The organism is Variovorax sp. Soil_C_12 (assembly GCF_057657375.1).
The window spans coordinates 77,254-98,524 of record NZ_JBDGIO010000020.1; the positions used below are offsets into that span (position 1 = coordinate 77,254).

The 21,271-nt window shown below is 65.7% G+C and carries 28 protein-coding genes and 2 pseudogenes; 16 read left to right on the plus strand and 14 right to left on the minus strand.

Annotated features, from left to right (window positions below):
- Window positions 1–6: 6 nt before the first annotated feature.
- The 3 genes from AC3A6X_RS32820 to AC3A6X_RS32830 are packed head-to-tail and all read right to left on the minus strand — an operon-like array spanning window position 7 to window position 3,144.
- Complete coding sequence (locus tag AC3A6X_RS32820; RefSeq protein WP_487846102.1) at window positions 7–1,491, minus strand: TRAP transporter large permease; 1,485 nt, start codon at window positions 1,489–1,491, stop codon at window positions 7–9.
- On the minus strand, window positions 1,488–2,048 hold the full coding sequence (locus AC3A6X_RS32825) for a TRAP transporter small permease subunit (RefSeq protein WP_487846103.1): 561 nt from the start codon (window positions 2,046–2,048) through the stop codon (window positions 1,488–1,490). Before AC3A6X_RS32825 ends, AC3A6X_RS32820 begins: the two co-directional genes overlap by 4 nt.
- Window position 2,049: 1 nt before the next feature.
- Window positions 2,050–3,144 (minus strand): TRAP transporter substrate-binding protein, encoded by a 1,095-nt coding sequence (locus AC3A6X_RS32830; RefSeq protein ID WP_487846104.1) that lies wholly within the window; start codon window positions 3,142–3,144, stop codon window positions 2,050–2,052.
- A gap of 287 nt (window positions 3,145–3,431) precedes the next feature.
- Here AC3A6X_RS32830 and AC3A6X_RS32835 point away from each other — a divergent pair, with 287 nt between their 5' ends.
- From AC3A6X_RS32835 to AC3A6X_RS32850, 4 genes are read left to right on the plus strand one after another with little or no spacing between them, the layout of a single operon-like run.
- A complete protein-coding gene (locus AC3A6X_RS32835) occupies window positions 3,432–3,737 on the plus strand; it encodes a non-heme iron oxygenase ferredoxin subunit (protein ID WP_487846105.1) in 306 nt (101 codons plus the stop codon).
- Between the two features lie 10 nt (window positions 3,738–3,747).
- The gene (locus AC3A6X_RS32840; protein ID WP_487846149.1) at window positions 3,748–5,031 is read left to right on the plus strand and encodes an NAD(P)/FAD-dependent oxidoreductase; all 1,284 of its coding nucleotides are present in this window, start codon (window positions 3,748–3,750) and stop codon (window positions 5,029–5,031) included.
- 11 nt (window positions 5,032–5,042) lie between these two features.
- Window positions 5,043–6,332 (plus strand): Rieske 2Fe-2S domain-containing protein, encoded by a 1,290-nt coding sequence (locus tag AC3A6X_RS32845; protein ID WP_487846106.1) that lies wholly within the window; start codon window positions 5,043–5,045, stop codon window positions 6,330–6,332.
- Between the two features lie 4 nt (window positions 6,333–6,336).
- On the plus strand, window positions 6,337–6,861 hold the full coding sequence (locus tag AC3A6X_RS32850) for an aromatic-ring-hydroxylating dioxygenase subunit beta (protein WP_487846107.1): 525 nt from the start codon (window positions 6,337–6,339) through the stop codon (window positions 6,859–6,861).
- 5 nt (window positions 6,862–6,866) lie between these two features.
- Here the strand turns inward: AC3A6X_RS32850 and AC3A6X_RS32855 are convergent, their stop codons facing one another.
- On the minus strand, window positions 6,867–7,340 hold the full coding sequence (locus AC3A6X_RS32855) for a MarR family winged helix-turn-helix transcriptional regulator (protein ID WP_309963637.1): 474 nt from the start codon (window positions 7,338–7,340) through the stop codon (window positions 6,867–6,869).
- A gap of 102 nt (window positions 7,341–7,442) precedes the next feature.
- Here AC3A6X_RS32855 and AC3A6X_RS32860 point away from each other — a divergent pair, with 102 nt between their 5' ends.
- From AC3A6X_RS32860 to AC3A6X_RS32885, 6 genes are read left to right on the plus strand one after another with little or no spacing between them, the layout of a single operon-like run.
- Window positions 7,443–8,183, plus strand: a complete 741-nt coding sequence (locus AC3A6X_RS32860; protein ID WP_487846108.1) for a pirin family protein — start codon at window positions 7,443–7,445, stop codon at window positions 8,181–8,183.
- 40 nt (window positions 8,184–8,223) lie between these two features.
- Window positions 8,224–9,195: an amidohydrolase family protein gene (locus tag AC3A6X_RS32865; RefSeq protein WP_487846109.1), complete on the plus strand. Its 972-nt coding sequence runs from the start codon at window positions 8,224–8,226 to the stop codon at window positions 9,193–9,195.
- Window positions 9,196–9,237: 42 nt separating this feature from the next.
- Window positions 9,238–9,993: a maleate cis-trans isomerase family protein gene (locus AC3A6X_RS32870; protein ID WP_487846110.1), complete on the plus strand. Its 756-nt coding sequence runs from the start codon at window positions 9,238–9,240 to the stop codon at window positions 9,991–9,993.
- Between the two features lie 11 nt (window positions 9,994–10,004).
- On the plus strand, window positions 10,005–10,841 hold the full coding sequence (locus AC3A6X_RS32875) for an alpha/beta fold hydrolase (RefSeq protein ID WP_487846111.1): 837 nt from the start codon (window positions 10,005–10,007) through the stop codon (window positions 10,839–10,841).
- A complete protein-coding gene (locus tag AC3A6X_RS32880; protein ID WP_487846112.1) occupies window positions 10,828–11,883 on the plus strand; it encodes a 2,5-dihydroxypyridine 5,6-dioxygenase NicX family protein in 1,056 nt (351 codons plus the stop codon). The genes AC3A6X_RS32875 and AC3A6X_RS32880 overlap by 14 nt, the downstream gene beginning before the upstream one ends.
- A complete protein-coding gene (locus AC3A6X_RS32885; RefSeq protein ID WP_487846113.1) occupies window positions 11,873–12,502 on the plus strand; it encodes an N-carbamoylsarcosine amidohydrolase in 630 nt (209 codons plus the stop codon). Before AC3A6X_RS32880 ends, AC3A6X_RS32885 begins: the two co-directional genes overlap by 11 nt.
- 86 nt (window positions 12,503–12,588) lie before the next feature.
- On the opposite strand, the gene AC3A6X_RS32890 is transcribed toward AC3A6X_RS32885, so the two are convergent.
- Window positions 12,589–12,870: a hypothetical protein gene (locus AC3A6X_RS32890; protein ID WP_487846114.1), complete on the minus strand. Its 282-nt coding sequence runs from the start codon at window positions 12,868–12,870 to the stop codon at window positions 12,589–12,591.
- A gap of 42 nt (window positions 12,871–12,912) precedes the next feature.
- Complete coding sequence (locus tag AC3A6X_RS32895; RefSeq protein WP_487846115.1) at window positions 12,913–13,224, minus strand: hypothetical protein; 312 nt, start codon at window positions 13,222–13,224, stop codon at window positions 12,913–12,915.
- Between the two features lie 429 nt (window positions 13,225–13,653).
- Between AC3A6X_RS32895 and AC3A6X_RS32900 the strand changes: the two genes are divergently transcribed.
- The 3 genes from AC3A6X_RS32900 to AC3A6X_RS32910 all read left to right on the plus strand — a co-directional run bounded on the left by AC3A6X_RS32900 (window position 13,654) and on the right by AC3A6X_RS32910 (window position 15,100).
- The gene (locus AC3A6X_RS32900) at window positions 13,654–13,968 is read left to right on the plus strand and encodes a hypothetical protein (protein ID WP_487846116.1); all 315 of its coding nucleotides are present in this window, start codon (window positions 13,654–13,656) and stop codon (window positions 13,966–13,968) included.
- A gap of 22 nt (window positions 13,969–13,990) precedes the next feature.
- Window positions 13,991–14,260, plus strand: coding sequence for a GlsB/YeaQ/YmgE family stress response membrane protein (locus AC3A6X_RS32905; protein WP_487846117.1), 270 nt, complete (start codon window positions 13,991–13,993; stop codon window positions 14,258–14,260).
- Between the two features lie 618 nt (window positions 14,261–14,878).
- Window positions 14,879–15,100, plus strand: a complete 222-nt coding sequence (locus AC3A6X_RS32910; protein ID WP_487846118.1) for a DUF3606 domain-containing protein — start codon at window positions 14,879–14,881, stop codon at window positions 15,098–15,100.
- Between the two features lie 201 nt (window positions 15,101–15,301).
- On the opposite strand, the gene AC3A6X_RS32915 is transcribed toward AC3A6X_RS32910, so the two are convergent.
- The gene (locus AC3A6X_RS32915) at window positions 15,302–15,493 is read right to left on the minus strand and encodes an aminoglycoside phosphotransferase (RefSeq protein ID WP_487846119.1); all 192 of its coding nucleotides are present in this window, start codon (window positions 15,491–15,493) and stop codon (window positions 15,302–15,304) included.
- A 142-nt stretch (window positions 15,494–15,635) separates the two neighbouring features.
- On the opposite strand from AC3A6X_RS32915, the pseudogene AC3A6X_RS32920 reads away from it, so the two are divergent.
- Window positions 15,636–15,788: pseudogene (locus AC3A6X_RS32920) on the plus strand (AraC family transcriptional regulator); the annotation flags it as partial.
- Between the two features lie 717 nt (window positions 15,789–16,505).
- Here AC3A6X_RS32920 and AC3A6X_RS32925 read toward each other — a convergent pair.
- A complete protein-coding gene (locus AC3A6X_RS32925) occupies window positions 16,506–16,943 on the minus strand; it encodes a hypothetical protein (protein WP_487846120.1) in 438 nt (145 codons plus the stop codon).
- A 123-nt stretch (window positions 16,944–17,066) separates the two neighbouring features.
- On the opposite strand from AC3A6X_RS32925, the pseudogene AC3A6X_RS32930 reads away from it, so the two are divergent.
- Both AC3A6X_RS32930 and AC3A6X_RS32935 read left to right on the plus strand, forming a co-directional pair.
- Window positions 17,067–17,210: pseudogene (locus tag AC3A6X_RS32930) on the plus strand (IS110 family transposase); the annotation flags it as partial.
- Between the two features lie 81 nt (window positions 17,211–17,291).
- Entirely contained in the window at window positions 17,292–17,459 is a 168-nt protein-coding gene (locus tag AC3A6X_RS32935; RefSeq protein WP_487846121.1) for a hypothetical protein, read from the plus strand.
- Window positions 17,460–17,485: 26 nt separating this feature from the next.
- On the opposite strand, the gene AC3A6X_RS32940 is transcribed toward AC3A6X_RS32935, so the two are convergent.
- From AC3A6X_RS32940 to AC3A6X_RS32965, 6 genes are all read right to left on the minus strand, one after another.
- The gene (locus tag AC3A6X_RS32940; RefSeq protein WP_487846122.1) at window positions 17,486–17,815 is read right to left on the minus strand and encodes an L-rhamnose mutarotase; all 330 of its coding nucleotides are present in this window, start codon (window positions 17,813–17,815) and stop codon (window positions 17,486–17,488) included.
- Between the two features lie 54 nt (window positions 17,816–17,869).
- Window positions 17,870–18,061, minus strand: coding sequence for a hypothetical protein (locus tag AC3A6X_RS32945; RefSeq protein ID WP_487846123.1), 192 nt, complete (start codon window positions 18,059–18,061; stop codon window positions 17,870–17,872).
- Window positions 18,058–18,480 carry a hypothetical protein gene (locus tag AC3A6X_RS32950; RefSeq protein WP_487846150.1) on the minus strand — a complete coding sequence of 141 codons (423 nt, stop codon included), beginning with the start codon at window positions 18,478–18,480 and terminating at the stop codon, window positions 18,058–18,060. Before AC3A6X_RS32950 ends, AC3A6X_RS32945 begins: the two co-directional genes overlap by 4 nt.
- Window positions 18,481–18,584: 104 nt before the next feature.
- Complete coding sequence (locus AC3A6X_RS32955) at window positions 18,585–18,974, minus strand: DUF427 domain-containing protein (RefSeq protein ID WP_487846124.1); 390 nt, start codon at window positions 18,972–18,974, stop codon at window positions 18,585–18,587.
- Entirely contained in the window at window positions 18,971–19,636 is a 666-nt protein-coding gene (locus AC3A6X_RS32960) for a dienelactone hydrolase family protein (protein WP_487846151.1), read from the minus strand. The genes AC3A6X_RS32955 and AC3A6X_RS32960 overlap by 4 nt, the downstream gene beginning before the upstream one ends.
- 176 nt (window positions 19,637–19,812) lie before the next feature.
- Entirely contained in the window at window positions 19,813–21,156 is a 1,344-nt protein-coding gene (locus AC3A6X_RS32965) for an MFS transporter (RefSeq protein ID WP_487846125.1), read from the minus strand.
- Window positions 21,157–21,271 lie beyond the last annotated feature (115 nt).

The window sequence follows — 21,271 nt, forward strand, 5'->3', positions numbered from 1 at the left end:
TGTTGCTCATTTCGGTTCGTCTGCGAACATCTTCGACGGATCATCGCGCTCCGGCGCCGCGTCGTCGTCGGCCGTGCGTTGCGGCGCGCTGATCTGGATCTTGTCGACGTCCACGACCTTCTCCTTTTCGAGCAGCGCGGTCACCGTCTCGGGCACGAAGATCACGATGGCGACCAGCAGCAGCTGCATCGCGACCCATGGAATGGCCCCGAGGTAGATGTCGCGCGACTCGACCTTGCGCGGCAGCGTGCCGTTCTTTGCAAGGGTATCGGAGATGCCCCGCAAGTAGAACAGCGAGAAGCCGAAGGGCGGATGCATGAAGCTGGTCTGCATGTTGACGCAGATCAGCACACCGAACCACACCAGGTCGATGCCCAGCTTGTGGGCCACCGGCGCGAGCAGCGGCAGGATGATGAAGGCGATCTCGAAGAAGTCGAGGAAGAAGGCCAGGAAGAAGATGAAGATGTTGACGACGATCAGGAAGCCCAGCTGGCCGCCGGGCAGCGCTGACAGCATGTGCTCGATCCACAGCCCGCCGTTCACGCCCTGGAAGACAAGCGAGAAGGCGCGCGAGCCGATCAGGATGAACACCACCATCGCCGTCATGCGCATGGTCGAGCCCATCGCGTTGTTCAGCAGCGGCCAGGTGAGCCGACGGTGCAGCGCCGCCAGCACGAAGGCCCCGAGCGCGCCCATGGCGCCGGCCTCGGTCGGCGTCGCGATGGCGTGGTCGATGCCCGGCAGGCCGCCCATGCTGCCCAGCACCGCGAAGATGAGGACCGCCGACGGCAGGATGCCGCGCAGGCACTTGGCCCACAGCTTCCAGCCGACCAGCGTGCGCGCTTCCTTCGGAATGCCGGGAACGTCCTGCGGGCGGAGGCGCGAGAGGATGAAGGTGTAGAGCGCGAACAGCAGCACCTGCAGGATCGCGGGACCCCAGGCGCCCTTGTACATGTCGCCCACCGAGCGGCCGAGCTGGTCGGCCAGCACCACCAGGACCAGCGAGGGCGGCACCAGCTGCGTGATGGTGCCTGACGCAGCGAGCACGCCGGTCGAGTAGCGCATGCTGTAGCCGTAGCGCATCATCACCGGCAGCGAGATCATGGCCATCGCGATCACCTGGCCGGCGACCGTGCCGGTGATGGCGCCGAGGATGAAGCCCACGATGATCACCGAGTAGCCCAGGCCGCCGCGCACCGGGCCGAAGAGCTGACCCATCGAGTCGAGCATGTCTTCCGCGAGGCCGCAGCGCTCCAGGATGCAGCCCATCAGCGTGAAGAAGGGGATGGCGAGCAACAGGTCGTTGGACAGGATGCCGAAGACGTTGAGCGGCAGGGCCGACATGAAACCGGCCGGGAACCAGCCCATCGCGATCGCGATGCTGCCGCAGGCCACGCCGAGCGCGGCGAGGGAAAAGGCGACCGGGAACCCGAGCAGCAGGATCAGCGCCAGGCCCGCGAACATCAGCGGCGGGAAGGTGTCGAGGCTCATTGCACGGGCCTCTCGTAGTGCGTGTCCATGTCATGGCGGCCCTGGAGCCACAGCACGCGCTTGCAGATCTCGGCCAGGCCCTGCAGCACGAGCAACAGGAAACCCAGCGGCAAGGTCAGCATCGCCGGCCAGCGCACGAGCCCGCCGGCATTGGACGAGGCCTCGCCCGTGCTGACCATCTCGACCAGCAGCGGCCACGAAAGATAGACCAGCAGGCCCATGATCGGCAGCAGGAAGAACACCAGGCCGAAGAGATCGAGCCAGACCTGCCGGCGCGCCGGCCAGCGGCCGTAGAACAGGTCGACGCGCACGTGCTCGTTGAGGCGCAGCACTTGTGCCGCGCCGAACATCACCCCGACCGCAAACAGATACCACTGGATCTCCAGCCACGCGTTGGAGCTGTAGCCGAATGCGTAGCGGATGATGGCGTTGCCGCCGCTGATCACGCAGGCGGCCAGCAGCGCCCACTTGGCGAGCGTGCCGAACAGGTCGGTGATGCGATCCACGATCCGCACCCACGCATACGGTGTGCCGGCGTTCGGCAGCGCGTCTTTCATGTCACTGGGGCGATTTGACGACGGCGGCGAAGGTGTAGTTGTCGAGCTCGGACTCGGCCACGCGGAACCAGCTGGCCTGGTCGCGGCGCGACTTCAGCCATTGCGGCAGCACGGCCTTGAAGTCGGGGTTCTTGGCGGCGAGTTCGGTCAGCAGTTCGGACGAGGCCTTGAAGGCGGCCTCCATCACGGGCTTCGGGAAGTAGGCCAGCTTCGCGCCCTGCCCGATCAGCTTTTTCAGCGCTTCGGGATTGCGCGCGTCGTAGTCGGCCAGCATCCTGGTCGTCTGCTCGTTGGCCGCGCACTCGAAGGCCGCCTTGTACATGGGCGGCAGGGCGGCCCAGGCCTTGTCGTTGACCATCGCGGTGATCGAGGCGCTGCCTTCCCACCACCCCGGCGCGTAGTAGTACTGGGCGACCTTGTGCAGGCCGAGCTTCGCGTCGTCGTAGGGGCCAATCCATTCGGCGGCGTCGATGGTGCCCTTCTCGAGCGCGGGATAGATGTCGGCCGCGGCGATCTGCTGCGGCACCGCGCCGAGCTTGGACATCACCATGCCGCCGATGCCGCCGATGCGGATCTTCAGGCCGTCGAGGTCGGCCACCGTCTTGATCTGCTTGCGGTACCAGCCGCCCATCTGAACGCCGACGTTGCCGCAGACGAAGTTGACGACGTTGTACTTCTTGTAGAGCTCGCGCATCGCCTGCAGGCCGCCGCCGTTGTGCATCCACGCGTTGTGCTGGCGGGCGTTGAGCCCGAAAGGCAGGCCGGTGTCAAAGGCGAAGGCCGTGTTCTTGCCGATGAAGGCGGAGGCGAGCACGTGGTTGCACTCGACGGTGCCGTTGCTGACCGCGTCCATGTTCTGCGCGGGCGGCACCAGCTCGCCGCCCGCGAAGGGGTGGATCTCGAACTTGCCGTCGGTCAGCTCGGCGATGCGCTTGCACATCTGTTCGGCCGAGCCGTACATCGTGTCGAGGCTCTTCGGCCAGCTGGTCGACATGCGCCACTTCACGCTGGGGGCACCTTGCGCGAAGGCGGGGGCGGCAAGGGTCGCCAGACCCGCGAGGGTCCCGGTCTTCTCTAGAAATCGGCGTCGCTGCATGAAGTCGCTCCTGTGCGGGTTCGTGAGATGAATATAGTCAGTATGCTGATCAGATTCATCAGTGTCAACGCAGTTTTGCTAGGACTATCCCGGATGGTGCAGGAAGAATGCCAACGCCCTGTTCAAGGGCAAGATCTGCACTTTTCCCAACGAATATCACTAAGTTGGTGCCTTCGAGGCGCAATGAAAGGCGTCAGAGTCAACGAAGGGTATTTCCGTAGACAAGCACTATTTATGTTCAGTACACTGACGATAACAGCTCAGCATACGTTTCAAAGGAAGTGCCCATGCCCTGGACCCGAATTGCCGCGGCAACCCAACTGCAGGACGACGAAGTGATCCCCGTTGCGCTCGGCGACGCACAGCTCGCGCTCTATCGAAGCGCCGGCGAGTTCCACGTCACCGACAACGTCTGCACGCATCAACACGCCCTCCTGTCCGACGGCTATGTGGAAGACGGCTGTATCGAATGTCCGCTGCACCAGGCGCGCTTCGACCTGCGCACGGGCGCAGCCCTGTGCGCGCCGGCGACGCAACCGATCCGGGTCTACCCGGTGCGCGTCGAGGGCGACGACGTGCTGGTCGATGTCTGAGGGCAGCGCCATGACGCACGACGCGCCCATCCTCATCGTCGGTGCCGGACAGGCCGGCGCCACCGCGGCCGCGGCCTTGCGCAGCTACGGCCATGCGGGCCGCATCGTCATGGTCGGCAACGAGCGGCCGCTGCCCTACGAGCGCCCGCCGCTGTCGAAGGCGGTGCTATCCGACGCCGCGATGGACGCACGCCTCGGCATCCATCCCGCCGGCTTCCACGCGGAGCGTTCGATCGAGCTGTGGCTCGACACCGAGGTCACGGCGATCGATGCTTCGCGTTCGGTCGCGCAGTGCGGCGACGGCCGCTCGCTGGCCTTCGGCCGCTGCCTGCTCGCCACCGGCGGCAAGGCGCGCCGCCTGCCCGGGCTGCCCGAAGGCACACCGCGCATTCACGTCGTCCGCACGCTGGCCGATGCGCAGGCGCTTCGCGAGGCGATGGCGCAACACGCCGCCGTCACGGTGCTTGGTGCCGGCTTCCTGGGCCTGGAGATCGCCTCCACGGCACGCGCCCTGGGCCTGGCCGTCACGGTGCTGGAGAGCGCCGACCGGGTGCTGCCGCGCGCGGTGCCGCCCTCCTTCTCGGCCTGGCTGGGACAGCGCGTGCGCGACAGCGGCATCGACCTGCGGCTGGGCGTGCGCTGCGACTCGGTCGATGCGCACGCGGACGGCATCGCGATCGCGCTGGCCGACGGCGGCCGGCTCGACGCCCCCTTGCTCGTGGTCGCGATCGGGCTCGTGCCCGAGGTGGCGCTGGCCAAGGCGATCGGACTCGAACTCCATCCGGCCAACGGCGGCATCCGCATCGACGCGCAGGGCCGCACCAGCGCGCCGCACATCTTGGCGGCGGGCGATTGCACCAGCCAGTTCCAGCCGCTGCTCGGCGAGGAGATCCGGCTCGAGTCCTGGCAGAGCGCCAACGAGCAGGCGCGCATCGCCGCCGCGGCGATGCTGGGCGTTGCGGCCGAAGGCGCGGCCACGCCCTGGTTCTGGACGGACCAGTTCGGCTGCAACGTACAGATGCTGGGCATGCCGGCGGCCGGGATCGTCTATCACCTGCGGGGACAGCAGACCAGCGGCGATCCCGCCCCGAAATTCCTGCAGATCGGACTCGACGCCGAAGGTCGACTGCGCCATGCCATCGCCGTCAACGCCGGCGGCGACCTGCGCCAGCTTCGCGCACTGATCGACCAGGGCGTGCCCTGCGATGCGGCCCGCCTGTGTGACGCATCGACCCCGCTGCGGCAAGGGGTGCGAGACACCCTCGCCGCCGCGTCCACCCCATCCCTGACTTGACCGGAGCCTTCATGTACAGCACACACGCCGTCATCAACTGGACACCGAGCGCCAAGGACGCGGCCCTGGCCGCGTGCAAGTGGCCCGAGGACGCCCTGCACTTCATCCCCGACTGGGTCTACACCAGCCAGGCCGTCTACGACCAGGAGATGGAGAAGATCTTCCGCGGCCGTTCGTGGAACTACGTCGCGCTCGAAGCGGAGGTTCCCAACACGGGCGACTTCAAGCGCTCCTACGTCGGCGCCACGCCGGTGGTGGTCGCGCGCGCCGAGGACGGCTCGATCAACGTCTTCGAAAACCGCTGCGCGCACCGCGGCGCGGAGTTCTGCCGCCATGGCCAGGGTAACGCCACCGAGTTCGTGTGCCCGTATCACCAGTGGTCCTACGACCTGAAGGGCAACCTGCAGGGCGTGCCCTTCAAGCGCGGCGTGAACAGGCAGGGCGGCATGCCGAAGGATTTCCGCAACGAGGATCACGGCCTGCTGAAGCTGCACGTGACCACGCGCCGCGGCGTGATCTTCGCGTCCTACGCGAGCGACATGGAGCCGTTGGAGGAGTACCTCACACCCGAGATCCTCAAGGACTTCGACGTGGTCTTCAACGGCAAGCGCCTGAAGTTGCTCGGTTACTACAAGAACGAGCTGCCCTGCAACTGGAAGATGTACCACGAGAACCTGAAGGACCCCTACCACGCGACGCTGCTGCACTCCTTCCTGGTGGTGTTCGGCCTCCTGGTCGCCGGCAACAACGCGGCCATGATCACCGACCCGGTGCACGGCCGCCACGGCACGATGGCCTCGGCCAAAAAGGAAGACAAGTACGCTGCGGTCAGCGACGAGAACAAGAAAGAGATGCGTTCCTTCCACGAGGGCATGCGCCTGCGCGACGATCGCTTCCTCGACTTCGTGAAGGAGTTCGATTCGCCCTGGTCGGTCACCATGCAGACCATCTGGCCGAACCTGGTGGTGCAGCGCGAGATGAACACGCTGGGCGTGCGCCAGATCGTGCCCAACGGCCCCAACAGCATGATCATGCAGTGGACCATGTTCGGCTACGAGGATGACACCGAGGAGATGGAACAGCATCGCCTGCGGCAAGGCAACCTGATGGGGCCGGCCGGCTTCCTCGGCCTGGAGGACAACGAGGCGATGAAGTTCGTGCAGGAAGGCGTGCGGCGTTCCAGCACCGATCGCAACGTCCTGAAGCTCGATGCGAATCACGTGGGCACGACCGACTCGCTGATCTCGGAGGCATCGATCCGCGCGATGTACCGCTACTACCGCGGCGTGATGGGGTTCTGACGCCATGAAGAGCCTCGCCCAAGCCCTGTACCGCGAACGCAGCATCGACGCAGCCCGCGCGCTCGCGCTGCGGCACGAGATCGAAACCTTCAACAGCGACTACTGCGCCGTGCTCGACGCCGGCCGCGTCGAGGCGTGGCCTCATTTCTTTGCCGAGGACGGCATCTACCGCGTGACCGCACGCGAGAACGCCGAGCTGGGCCTGCCGGTCGGGCTGGTGTATGCGCAGGGCCGGGACATGATGCATGACCGCGCCGTCGCGATCGCGCGCACGCAGATGTTCGCGCCGCGCTACAACCTGCACCTGGTCACCAACACGCGCGTCACCTCGGAGTCGGCGTCGGGGGAGGTCGCCGCGCAGGCCAATTTCCTGTTGCTGCAGACGCTGGTCGAAGGTCCGAGCACGATCCACATGGCGGGCACGTACCACGACCGCTTCGTGCGGATCGACGGCGCCTTGCTGCTGAAGGAACGCCAGGCGATCTACGACACCACGATCATCGCCAACGACCTGGTGTATCCGCTGTGACCCGGCTAGATCGTGCGCAGCACGGTGCGACTGTACTGGTTGTTGGCCTCGACCAGGATGCGCATCAGGTCCATGAGCATCGTCCGCTCGGCCGGGCGCAGCGGCTCCAGAAGACGCTCCTGCGCACGCGCCATGCCGCCGCGCAGCGACTCCACGACCTTGCGCCCTTCTTCGGTGAGCCGCACGTGGCGCGTGCGCTTGTCGGCCGGGTTCGCGCGGCGTTCGATCAGGCCGCGGTCTTCGAGCCGCTTGAGCACATCGGCCGTGGTCGTGCGGTCGAGGCCGACCTCCTGCGCGATCGAGGTCTGGTCGAGGTCGGGCAGCACCGACACCGCGGTGAGGATGCCGTATTGCACCGGCGTCACGTTCTGCGACTTGCACTCCTCAAAGAACAGCGCGTAGTGGATCTGGTGCAGGCGCCGGACCAGGAAGCCGGGCCGTGCGAACAGCAATTCCTTCGCCGGATCGACGGTGGTCATCTCCACCTCCGGCTCCTGAATCACGCTCTTGTCCGCTGATCGACGCTGCCTGGATGCCACCTGAACCCCTTTTGTAAGCACACTGATCATTGTAGCGACGCGATGCACCCGCAGGCCCTTTCCACACCGAGCACGATCCCCGAAAGCCGTATCCGGCGCGCGCATCAGCGCGGCACGCTGGAGACCGACTGGCTGCATGCGCGCTTCAGCTTTTCCTTCGGCGACTACCACGATCCGAACCACACGCACTGGGGCTCGCTGCGCGCACTCAACGACGACTGGGTGGCGCCGGGACGCGGTTTCGCGTGGCACGGCCATCGCGACATCGAGACCCTGACCTATCCCATCCACGGACACATCCACCACAGCGACAGCCTGGGCAACGACTACGTGTTCGGTCCAGGAGAGCTGCACCGGATGAGTGCCGGCTCCGGTGTGGCCCATGCCGAGATGAATGCGTCGGACAGCGAGCCCGAGCGCCATCTGCAGATCTGGCTCTACCCGCGAAGCCGCGGAGAAAGCCCCGGCTGCGAGCTGGTCCGCATCGACGCGGACAGCAAGCGGGACCGCTGGCGTCTCATTGCCTCGCCCGACGGCCGCGAGGGGTCGGTCACGGTGCGGCAGGACGCACGGATCTTCGCCAGCCTCCTGACCGACGCCAGTGCCTTGCGCTACGCGCTCGGCGAGCACCGGCTGGGTTACCTGCATGTGGTGGCGGGCGGTCTGCGCGTCGGCCGCGAGGTGCAGCTGCACGCCGGCGACGGGCTGCGCTTCACGCACCACGAGGCGCTCTCCATCGCGGCGACCTCGCCCGACACCGAGGTGCTGCTCTTCGATCTGTAGATCGCGCGGCGCCCTTTCCCATTTCACTCTGGAGCTATTGATGACGAGGATTCGCAAGATCGCGCTGGAAGAGCACTTCATGGCGCCCGGCTTCGAGCGCTATTCGAAGGCCTTTCTTCAACACATCGACCCGGCCGTCTACGCGGAGCTGTCCGGCCGGCTGAACGATTTCGACGAGCTCCGGCTCGCCGAGATGGACCGCGCCGGCATCGACATGACGATCCTGTCGCAGACCGGCCCCGGCGTGCAGGGCGAGCTCGACGCCGCCGCGGCGATCGCTCGCGCCAGGGAGAACAACGACTTCCTTGCCGAGAAAGTGACGCGCCGCCCGACACGTTATGCCGGCTTCGCCGCGCTGGCGATGCAGGACCCGAAGGGCGCGGCCGACGAGCTGGAACGCGCGGTGCTACAGCTCGGCTTCAAGGGCGCGCTGGTGAACGGGCACACGCACGGCGTCTACTACGACGACCCGGCCTACGACCTCTTCTGGGAGCGGATGCAGGCGCTCGACGTGCCGCTCTACCTGCATCCGATCGACCTGCCGTCGATTCCGGCGTCCTTCGCCGGCCACCCGGAACTGCACGGCGCGGCCTGGGGCTGGAACGTCGAGACCGGCACGCATGCGCTGCGGCTGCTGTTCGGCGGCGTGTTCGACCGCTTCCCGCGCCTTACGCTGATCCTCGGCCACATGGGCGAAGGACTGCCCTTCCAGCGCTGGCGCTTCGACAGCCGCTTCGCCGCCTATCCGCATGGCATCAAGCTGCAGCGCGCGCCCTCGGAATACATCGGCAGCAACATCGTCATCACGACGTCCGGCGTCTGTTCGCACGCGACGCTCGCCGGGGCGGTGGCCGAGATGGGCGCGGAGGCCGTGATGTTCTCCGTGGACTATCCCTACGAGTCGACGGCGATCGCGGCCGAGTTCGTCGAGACCGCGCCGCTCGACGAACGCACGCGAAACCTCATCTGCCACGGCAACGCCGAGCGGCTCCTCAAGCTGAACGCGGCCTGAGCCTTGTCTTTCCTACTTTCCTCAACGACGACGGAGCAACCCATGCCCAAGACGAACTACCGCATCGGCCAGATCGTGCCGAGCTCGAACACCACCATGGAAACCGAGATTCCGGCCATGCTGACGGCCCGGCAGCTCGTGCGCCCCGAACGCTTCACTTTCCATTCCAGCCGCATGCGCATGAAGACGGTGAAGAAAGAAGAGCTGGCCGCGATGGACGCCGAGTCCGACCGCTGCGCGCTCGAGCTCAGCGACGCGCGCGTCGACGTGCTGGGCTATGCCTGCCTGGTCGCGATCATGTCGATGGGCCACGGCTACCACCGCGCGTCCGAGCAGCGCCTCCAGGCGCGCACCGCGGACAACGGAGGGAACGCGCCCGTCGTCACCAGCGCCGGCGCCCTGGTCGACGCGCTGAAGGTGATCGGCGCGAAGCGCATTGCGCTGGTCGCTCCCTACATGAAACCCTTGACCGAACTCGTCGTCGACTACATCCGCAACGAGGGGTTCGAGGTGACGGACTGGCGTGCGCTGGAGATTCCCGACAACCTCGAGGTCGGGCGCCATGACCCGGCACGCCTGCCGGGCATCGTCGCCGGCATGGACACGCGCGACGTCGATGCGATCGTGCTTTCGGCCTGCGTCCAGATGCCTTCGCTGCCCTCGGTCGCCAAGGTCGAGGCGATGACCGGCAAGCCGGTCGTGACCGCGGCCATCGCGACGACCTACGCGATGCTGAAGGCCCTCGACCTCGAGCCCGTGGTCCCCGGCGCGGGGGCCCTGCTGTCGGGCGCCTATTGAAGAGGCGCGTCATGACCAGTAACAGCACTTTTCTCCATGGCGGCCACGTGCGCGCCAACGGCATTCGCCAGCACTACCTGCGCTACGGCGGCAAGGGCCGGCCAGTTGTCCTGGTGCCGGGCATCACGAGTCCCGCGGTCACCTGGGGCTTCGTCGCCGAGAAGTTCGGAGGCCATTTCGACATCTATGTGCTCGACGTGCGCGGCCGCGGACTGTCCGAGAGCTCGGACGCGCTCGACTACGGGCTCGACGCCTGCGCGGCCGACGTCGGCGCGTTCGCCGAGGCGCTGGATCTCGACGGCTACGCACTCGTCGGCCATTCGATGGGCGCGCGCATCGGCATCCGAACCGCGCGGCGCCACCCGCGCGGGCTCGAACGCCTCGTGCTGATCGATCCACCGGTGTCTGGCCCCGGGCGGCGCGCGTACCCGGCGCAGCTGAACTGGTACATCGATTCGATCCGCCTGATGCGCGAAGGCGCCGGCTTCGAAGCGCTTCGTCCCTTCTCGCCGACCTGGACCGATGCGCAGCTGCGCCTGCGCTCCGAGTGGCTCCATACCTGCGACGAGCGCGCGATTGTCGCCACCTACGACGGCTTCCACCGGGACGACATCCACGCCGACCTGAAGCACCTCGACCTGCCGACGCTGCTGGTGGTGGCCGGGCGCGGCGACGTGATTCGCGCCGACGACCTCGAAGAAGTGCAGCAACTGATGCCGGCCATGCAGGTGGCGCGCGTGCCGAACGCAGGTCACATGATTCCGTGGGACGACGAGCCAGGCTTCTACCGCGCCTTCGGCGATTTCCTCGGTGTTCCGATTCAGGGAGAAGACCATGCCCGTCAGTGATCATCAGTTGATCGGCGCCTGGAGCCAGGTGCTGACGCTTTCGAAACTGCAGACCGGCCAGACCGTGACCGTGCTGACCAGCGCCGCCACGCATCCGCAGACGCTGTCGTGCGCGCTCGCGGCCGCGCAGGCCAAGGGGGCGATCGTCAACCGGCTCGACCTGCCGCCCGTCAACGCGGAGAAGTCGCTGAGCCGCGACAGCCTCGCCTATCTCGGCACCACGCCGCTCAGCGGCAACCGCGCCGCGATCGCCGCGCTGAAGGCCAGCGACCTGGTGCTCGACCTGATGACTCTGCTGTTCTCTCCGGAGCAGCACGACATCCTGGGTTCCGGCACCAGGATTCTCCTGGCGGTCGAGCCGCCCGAGGTGCTGGTGCGCATGGTGCCGACCGAGGCCGACCGCAGCCGCGTCAAGGCTGCGGCGGAGCGCGTCGAGCGCGCGAAGGAGATGCATGTCGTCTCCGGCGCGGGCACGGACTTGCGTTGTCCGCTCGGCCAGTTTCCCGCCATCAGCGAGTACGGCTTCGTGGACGAACCCGGGCGCTGGGATCACTGGCCCAGCGGCTTCGTGCTGACCTTCCCCGACGAAGGCGGCGCGAACGGGCGCATCGTGATCGACCGCGGCGACATCCTTCTGCCGCAGAAATCCTATGCGGCGGATCGCATCGAGCTCACGGTCGAGAAGGGCTATGCGACGAAGATCGAAGGCGGCCTCGACGCCGAGCTCCTGAATGACTACATGGCATCGTTTCGCGACCCGGAGGCCTACGCGATCTCCCATATCGGCTGGGGACTGCAGCCGCGCGCGCGCTGGTCGACCCTCGGCCTCTACGACCGCGAGGCCTCGATTGGGATGGATGCCCGCGCCTACGAAGGCAACTTCCTGTTCTCGCTCGGCCCGAACAACGAGGCCGGCGGCAGCCGCACCACGGCCTGCCACATCGACATCCCGCTGCGCCGCTGTACGGTGCGGCTGGACGGCGAGGACATGGTGCGCGAGGGCAAGGTGCTGGAGGGCAAGGGGGCCGACGATGCACGCTGAGATCCGGACCTACGAACGCCAGGGCTTCGGCGCCTCGCTGCCGCTGAAGGCACCGGTCGGCCTGCTCATCGTCGACTTTGTCAATGGCTTCGCCGATCCGGCGGTCTTCGGCGGCGGCAACATTCCCGAGGCGATCGCGAACACGGTGCCGCTGCTCGCCGCGGCACGCGCGCGCGGCTGGGCCGTCGCGCACAGCCGCATCGTCTATGCCGACGACGATGCCGACCACAACATCTTCTCGATCAAGGTGCCGGGGATGCTGGGACTCAAGGAGCAATCGCCGGCCAGCGCAATCGTGCCTCAGCTGGCGCCGCGTGCCGGCGAGCTGGTCGTGCGCAAGACCGTGCCCTCGGCCTTCTTCGGCACCTCGCTGGCGGCCTGGCTCGCGCAGCGCGGCGTGCAGACCTTGCTGGTCGCCGGGGCGGTGACCAGCGGCTGCGTCAGGGCCAGCGTGGTCGATGCGATGTCGTGGGGGTTCCGGCCGCTCGTCGTTTTGGATTGCGTCGGCGACCGCGCGCTGGAGCCGCACGAGGCCAACCTGTTCGACATGCAGCAGAAATACGCGGCGGTCATGCCGCGGGACGAAGCGCTGCGCGCAATCGACGGGACCGCCACCTAATTCGCCGACGGTCTTCGCATCATTCGAGAATGCAGGCAGCACCGCACACCGGCGCCGGATTGCCGCCGATCTCCTGATTCAGTGGACTAGAAGGGTTCGCCTGGCACAAGTCTGTTCTTGCCGTTAAAGGTGAGTTCGCGGCGTTTCAGAAAGTCCAGCATCCTTGTCTTACGACCTGCTGCCAAGTTGACCAAGTAGTGCATCGCGTCTTGCACATTGGACCAAGTCGTCGCGACAAGCTTCGGCGGACGCGATTCCAGATCAATTGCTGCATAGCGGCCGGCCGAGTGACGATCAAACCCGATGGGGACCTCAATTCCGGTTTGCTCGCAGTACTTCTCAATCGTCTTTTTGTAGCTTCCGAGCATGTTGTAGTCCTTGGGATGAGATCGGTCGGGTTGAAGCTGGCTCTAGTGGCTTCTTGAAGCGGCCGCGCGGATCAATTCTTCCGAGGGTACTCGCGCACCTTCTCCGCCGAGTTGCCAACGGCCTTCACCGCCGCGCGCAACTCTTCTTCCGTGCTCTTCAGCTCCCGGTCCACCTGGCACCTCGTGCTCTTCATTCAGTGCGATCCGCTTGCGGTCCAGGCCGGTCTTCTTGGGGTCCTCACCCATGAACGTCTCCAGTTCTTCTACGGAGTTGGGGTGGCAGACCGCGCGTGACCGCTCCGCAAGCGCTTGGAACGGCTGAACGAGACCCTGTCTACTGCTGAGGTCGAGCATGATTGACTGTCGACGAAGATCCGGCGCTGGAAGGGTCAAAAGTAGCGCTTTTGACTGACGGATGGTTGCTCACGACAGCGTCAGCCTTTCGAACATGCACCACCGGCCGCCCCACACATGCATTCGTATGACTGCTGGCGCGCAGCCTGACCACTTCCAGGGCCTGTCGACCCCAATCGAAGTTCGGTACAACGGGTCTTGAGCAGGCTTCTAGCACGACAGGTGCCGCGATCGTCTAGCAACGTCGATCCCACTTGCGCTCGCCGAACCCAGTCCCCGCGTGGAGGAGGTCGGACGGGGGCGCGTACCAAGGCACTGAGAGCCCAGCCTACAGCCGCCCCGGGCAAATGCCGACTATGGCAACGTGCCGTTCCGCTGTATCACTGGTTCCGCAGTCAGTTCGACTGTCTTTCACCGAAGGGAGCTGCCATGGAGAATTCTTATCCTCAATCGTCAACCACAGGTACGGTGCCATCGGCCGACACCGCCGAGGAGCGGTCCAACGCCGCGGATCTCGCGAAGCGCGCGGCGAGCCAAGCAGTCGACTCTGGAAAAGAGTACGCCCAGAACGCGATCAATGCGGCGGGAAAGAAGCTGACGGCAGCCAAGGAACAGATGGGCAGAGCTGCCGAACAGGGTAATCGGTACGTCTCCGAGCAACCGGCCCGTGCCGTGGCGATCGCAGCTGCGGGCGGGGCGATCCTCGGGGCGCTCTTGATGACTGCCATGCGCAGCCGTCGCTGATTCCAACCCTTCGGAGAACAAGATGAACATCATTGTTTGGCTGGTCGTTGGCGGACTCATCGGCTGGGTCGCCAGCATGATCATGAAGACCAACGCGCAGCAAGGGCTGATCCTCAATATCGTGGTCGGCATCGTCGGCTCGATGATCGGCGGCTGGCTCATCGCGCCTCTGCTCGGCGCGGGCACCGTCAACCAGAATGATTTCAGCATCGGAGGGCTGCTGGCCTCCCTGATCGGCGCTGTCATCCTCCTCGCAGTGGTCAACCTTGTACGGCGAGGGAGCGTGCGATAGGTCGCCGGCGGAATCACCTCCTCGTACCTAAGTGCCTGCGGTCAGTTCGGCTTCACATGCAGGCCCTATCTCGGGCCCTGAGACTTCGGTGAGCGGACGACGTCGGATCTGCGAGGGTCGGAGAGGGAGCAATTGCCGGATTCGCAGCACGCTCAGCATCCCTCCGCAGGCGACACCGGCAAGGTGACGGCCGGCCTGGGCGGCGGCTGAAGGCCATGATGTGGAGATGGCCGCATCTGCCGTACCCTCGTCGCCTGCTTCTCCGACTGAACCACGCCCCCTACGCGTAGCGACGCGTCCGTGAAAGCGGTTGCGCAGTTCTATAGCGCTCTTTCCGCCGGCGACGGCGCCGCTGCAGCTGCGCTCGTCATTCCGGCCAAGCGAGGGCGCGGGCCGTTTCACGCGAGGCGAAGTACCGATACCGAGCAACCAGGACGCCGTGCCTCGACGCCCTGCCGCACACCCGCTGGCAGATTCACGCCAGCACCATGCGATGTCATCCTACGAGAGCAGAAGTGCGCGCGCCGCAATCTCCGAATCGCCCGGCCTACTCACGCGGAGCCAATGTGATGCACTGCCTGAAGGACCAACTTTCCGCCAGCATGCAAGGACCATGAAATGACAAACGACACGCAGTCCGGACCCACCGATTCCCCGGACAGGATTGACGTCCAGAACGAGAGCTCACTCAAGGAGTGGAGCGGGAAATTCGGCGTCACGAACGAGCAGCTCAAAGAGGCCGTGGCAGCCGTCGGCGACCTGGCCAGCGACGTGGAGTTGCATCTCAAGGGCAGTCGCAGCACGACGAACACGGAACGTGTCGATGATGCCGATGCCTGATCCGTCGAGATCGGCATTTGGGCCGGGCTGCAACAGAGGGCCACCATGAAGCCGTCCGTCTCCCGTGTGTGCCGTGCAACCCTGGTCGGGTGGAATGCTCTTCGACACGGTCTGCGCCTTCGATGGCACGCAGGAGCAGCCAGTGGTAGCGTCCAACCTCATCCGGGCTCTCGATCACCGTCAACTCAAGGTGCGGCAGTTTCATGGCGCCGACCCTTCGCGGTTTGCGCGCTCTTCGATGGCCATCTTCGCCACCGCTTCGGCAAACGCCAGCAGTTCATCCGTCAGCGGCGCGCCGGGCGCTAGGACGCCTAGGCGTTCAGCCAGCGCCTGATAGGCGGCCTTGGGCGACTCTGGCATCGCCGGCAGGGGAATGTTCGGGTCGTGTGGCATTGACGGTCCTTCCGAGTTGCTGCGTGGACTACTCTGGCGTGGCTTCAACACTCCAATGCCGGAGCAGTGTGGATCTGGATGCAGGACGCCGGCCAATGGAGGCTCGGTGTCGCCGCAAGCACGCCGCTCTGTCGGTGCCGGCCGGCGCCAGCGCCTGGCCATCGCGCGGCTGGCGCTCGACTCGGGGGCCAACGTGACCCGCGCGGCCGAGCTCGCGGGCTTCGCTTCCGACACCCAGCTGCGCCGCGCCTGGCGCCAGTTCGGTGTCGACGGATCGCCTCGCGCCACCGCCTCGGCTCCCGCGCCTGAGCGGCGGCGGCTGCCGCGCTTGCGTCTTGTGCGATTCGTCCTATCGAAAAATCGCCTTCGTCCGGCCCGGCGCGTCCGCACCCGATGCTCTCCTTGCGGCTTGCCCCCCGCGTTCCAGTTCATTCAGGGAGCCGGAGGCCATGAAGATCGCACAAGTCGCACCGATGTACGGAGGGACATCGCAGTCCCCTGGTGGTCGCCCGGGAACAGGTGATCGCTGCACCGGCCAAGCAGGTCGCTGGGAGGCTCTGCCGGAACGATGCGACGCCCCGATTCGATCCTGCTCGTCTTGCGCTTAGGCTCAGCCGCCTGCAAGGGTTCGAAGATCCGGGCCAGAGATCGCTCGCGCACTTGGGCCGAGCAGCCGGCGAGGCGGGCCCGGAACGGTGGCCCGGGCTCAGGCGGCCACGGGCTCCGGCTTGCCGACCGTCGTCCTCAACAATTTCTGCGGTTCGCCCGTACGCGACGCGCCAAAAAAAACCCCGTGCATCGCTGCGCGGGGCTTGAAGCGGATCTTTGCGGGATCCGCGGAGACAGATGCGATTATAGGGTAAACCCTATCGCCCGTTCGGGGCGCCTCGGAATACGCACACACGAGCCTCGTCCGCGCGCGGCGAGCCTTCGCGCCCCCTCGCCACATCCCGGCCGGCCCGGGCCCGGGGCCTCTGAGGCAGGCATCGGGAAGGCATGCCCCGGCGAAGCATCAAAGGTAGCGCACCTCGGCCACGACCGGCGCATCGGCCTGGTTGGTGTCCGCGTTGGCGTAGGCGCCGCCCTGCCGGAACCAGTAGCGGCATCCGGTGCGGCCAAGCATCTTCACGCAGGTCTGCCCGTCGTCACGGACACTCCAGGTGCCTGTTGCCCGGCCGAGCCCGCCCGCAGCTTCCACCGTTCCGTCTGCACGGAATTCCCACTGGGAAAGCTTTCCGCTCGCGATATTCTTCGACACCACCGTCTTGCCGAGCAGGCCGGCCTCGATCTCCGCCTTGCCCAGGTAGGTGCGCTCTTCTGCGGAGGCCGCGCTCGGCAGCAGGATGGCGAAGGTCGCGAGTGCGGCGAAGACGAGGCGGGTGAAAGAGGTGCTGGGCACGATGCTGGCCTTTCGTTGATTGGGGACCCGTGTCGCAATCGGGTTCACCATGGCCGCTAATTTATGGACTCGCCCCCATTTGCACGAGTAAGCAGTGCACGCGTGGCGTGTGACGCAGTTCACATGGGCGGCGGCGAGCGCCGATCGCGACCACCAGGCGTATGTGGTCTGCGGGCGGGGCCTTGTGGCTTCGTGCTGCACCGCCACCTTGCCGCGCTGGGCTGCCACTGCGAAGTGATGGCGCCCTGGTCCATCCCCAAGCGCCCGGGCGACCGGGTGAAGGCCGACCGCCGCGATGCGTTGATGCTCGCGCACCTAGCCGTGCAGGACGGCGGCGCCGACGCCTGGCGCGCGTGAAGGCGTTGGGGAAGGCCCGCTGACGATGATCACGAGCATGCGATGCGTTACCTGCCGCAAACGGCGGATGGCACCCTCTACTTCGCCGATGTGAAGCGTCGCACAATGTCCAAGGGCATCCACACGACGCGAAAAGTCGCCGTCTACTCGGCCGATCGAATCCGCATCGGCTCGATCTGTTCCCTCACCAGCCGCACGTACCGCGGCTGATCATGGGAATCCAGCCCCGCAAAGACCTACAGCTCAAATATCCGCTGCATCCCCACCCACTTCTCCCCCGCAGGCGTCCAAGGTGTAGGTGACTGAAACTTCCACATCAGCTCTTCCCATGCCCGAATCTTCGGATCTTCCCGTGTCGCAGCTGCCATCGCCTCGGCGTCATACCGCGCGTCGTCCGTCTCCATCAGCATCACCATCCGCGTCCCGAGCCTATAGATTTCCATTCCGGTCACACCATGCGCACGCAGATGCGTGCGCACCTCGGGCCAGACGTTGCGGTGGTACGCCTCGTACTCAGCGATCAGCGCCGGGTCATCTTTCAGATCAAGGGCAAGGCAGTGGCGCATGGGTCGGTCGATCCGGTCGTGGATGGAAAAGAGGAAGAGTGGGAAGTGATCAGGTCAACGCCCGATCCAGGTGCGTGTACCCGCCATCCACAAACACCCCTGGCCCGTCTTGTAGGAGGCCAGTTCGGAGAGCAGGAACACCACCGCGCTGGGAATCTCCTGCGGCGTGGCGGCAGTGCGCTGCCGGTGCTGCACTGGGTGGAGTTGCTGGACGAGGCGCCCATCGACGCCAATCCGGCCGCTCATTTCTTCGGGGCGTTGATCTCGGCCTTCTCCTTGGCCTGTTCGGCCTTGGCTTGCTTCACACAAGCTGTTTTGGCATCGCCCTTGTGCGCGCTGCACTTCTTCTTGGCGACGTTGTAGGCAGCCTCCACCCTGGCCTCGGCCACCTTGCGCGCGCTGCTGTCGCTCGGCTTGCGCTGCTGGTCGAGCTCGGCCTTTGCAATCTTCTCCTTACCCTTCACTTCCTCGACGCAGACGTCCTTGGCGTTGCCCTTCATCGTGTCGCACCGAGCTTTGTCCGCCTTGTAGTCGGCTGCAATCCTGTCACGGGCAGCCTTGTATTCGGCGTCGGCCGGGCTCAGTGTCGCCGGCTGCGGGGGTGGCGTGCTGAGCTGCGCGCCGCTCGGGACGGCAATCAGGAATGAAGACGCGATGGCGAACATCAACAACGGCCTTTTCATGATGGTCTCCTCGACGCCGACAGGGTGTAGGGGGCCGTATGCTCCTTCCTGAGTTGCGGCGTCATCGTCAATGTGAAATGTCGGCCCTATTTCTCTACCGCAGGTTGAACACGGATCTCCGCGAACTTGTCGTCTTGGAAGGCCAGCCTGTTCTTCAAACGCCGGTGTTCGTCGTACGGGTCCTCGTAGGTCCAGACGGCGTCTTTCAAACTCCTTTCGCCAAGGTTCAAATCGAAGTAGTTCGCCGTGCCCTTGAACGGACACTCCGTGGTGCTTTCCGAGCGCTCCAGCTTGTCCATCCTGACATCCGAACGCGGGAAGTAGTAACGGGCCGGGTACTTGTCTTCGTCGACCTTGATGACGTCGGTCGAATGGGCAATGACGACGCCCTCGACTTCCACTCCGACCGGTTGCTGAAGCTGTTCTTCCCGGACCTGGTGCTCAGGCCATTTCTGGTGTCCTGGTGACTTGCTCATATCGTTCTCCCCAATGCCTCGCCGAGATGGCGAAGAAGCCACTCGCGCGCGAGCGATGAAACGGTGTCGAGGGCGCCTACCTCCGCGAACAGGTGCGTCGCGCCCGGCACGATCGCCAGCTGCTTCTCGCTGCGAAGCATGGCGAGCGCTTGCCGATTCAGATCGATGACCGCCCCGTCGTTGCCGCCGACGATCAGCAGCGTCGGTGCCCGAACCTGCGCCAGGGCCGGCCCGGCCAAGTCGGGCCGGCCGCCGCGGGAGACCACGGCGCGAACCGTGTCGGGGCGACGCGCTGCAGCCGCGAGGGCGGCCCCAGCGCCGGTGCTTGCGCCGAAGTAGCCGACGTTCAAGCCCGCCGTTCGTTCGTCGGCGCCCAGCCAGTCGGTCAGGTCGACGAGCCGATCGGCGAGCAGGCCGATGTCGAAGCGCAGCTGGCGCGTGCGTTCATCGATCGCTGCTTCGTCGGCGGTCAACAGGTCCACGAGCAGGGTTGCCAAGCGGGCCGCGTTGAGTTGCTGGGCCACCTCGCGGTTACGTGGGCTGAAGCGACTGCTCCCGCTGCCATGCGCAAACAGCACGATCCCCCGTCCCGCACCAGTCAGGCGCAGATCAGCTTCGAGCGTGGCCTCGTGCGTTGCGATTCGAAGCGCATGATGTTCGATCGAATTCATGGCCGTCCCCGAGAGACCAAGCGACAACCAATGCTGGCACGCTGTCGAATCCCCTTGCATCAATCACCTTATTCCGCGAGGCGCGGCCAGCGCTGCGCCGCCGCCACCCGAGGCCAGCATGCCGCTCAGTTGGTGGTCCATGGTCACAGTTCCTGGGTCGTTTGGCTCTAGCCCTGGACGTTCTTGGGCGTCTTCGCCGAGCGCACCGCGAACAGCAAGATGATTCCCGAGAGCAGGTACAGCGCAATCACCAGATACATGCTGTAGACCGGGCTGCCGGTGCGCGCAGTGATTGCGCCGGTGACGGCGGGACTCGCTGCCGCACCCAGGTTGCCGAGGCTGCTGATGAGGGCAATGCCGGCGGCCGCACCGACCTTCGACAAATACTCGGTCGTGATCGTGAAGAACAGCGGCGTTGCAGAGGCGATGCCGATCACCGCAAGCGACAGGGCGGCAAGCGACGCACCGAGGTTGCCATGCGTCAATGTCGTGATGCCGAGGCCGATCGCTGCGATGGCCACGCTGCCGGCAAAGTGCCAGCGGCGCTCGCCGTGCTTGTCGGAGTTGCGGCCGATCAGGACCATGCCGAACACGCCGATCAGGCTCGGCAACGCCGAGTACAGGCCGATCTGCATCAGGTCGGCGACACCCCAGCTCTTGATGAGGGTCGGCACCCAAAAGATCATCGTGTAGGTCGCGCCGAGCAGCAAGAAGTAAACCAGCGCCAGCACGTAGACCTTGCGATCGCGAAACATCTGGCCGAGGCTCGCGTGCGAGGCGCCGGCGACCAGGCCGTGGTCGTTCTCGAGGTTGGTGCGCAGCGCGGTCTTTTCAGAGGCGGTCAGCCAGCGCGCGTCTTCGGGTTTGTCCTGCAGGTAGAAGTACGCCACGATGCCCAGCAGCGATGCGGGCAAGCCTTGAACGAGGAAGAGCCACTGCCAGCCAGCCCAGCCGTTCGCGCCGTCCAGGTACTTCATGATGCCGCCGCACAAAGGGCCGGCAATGACGCCCGCAACGGTGGTGGCAGCCATGAAGATGGCGATCACCTGGCCGCGCCGCTTCGACGGATACCAGTACGTGAGGTACAGGATGATGCCGGGGAAGAAGCCGGCCTCGAACACGCCGAGCAGGAAGCGCAGCACGTAGAACTGCGTCGGCGTCTGCACGAACATCATCGCCGCGGCGACGATGCCCCAGCAGAACATGATGCGCAGCAGCGTTTTGCGCGCGCCGATCCTTTCGAGCAGCAAGTTGCTTGGCACTTCGAACAGGAAGTAGCCGATGAAGAAGATGCCGGCGCCCAGGCCGTACACCGCATCGCTGAACGTCAGCACCTGCTTCATCTGCAGTTGCGCGTAGCCGATGTTGATGCGGTCGAGGTAGGCGACCATGTAGCAGACGATCAGCAGCGGAACGATCCGCCAGCTGACCTTCGAGTACAGCGCGTCGACGACGTTGTCCTTCGGGAGCAAAGCCTGCGTTTCTGGTGCATGCGCCAGGTGGGTGTTCATCGATGTCTCCGGTGGTGTTGTCGATGGCGTGAAACTGCCATCGAGTGCCTGAGACTTTATCGGCGACGCCGTATGCGCGGGTTCGGAATGCCGGGCTGTCGCCCGCCGGGGCTTG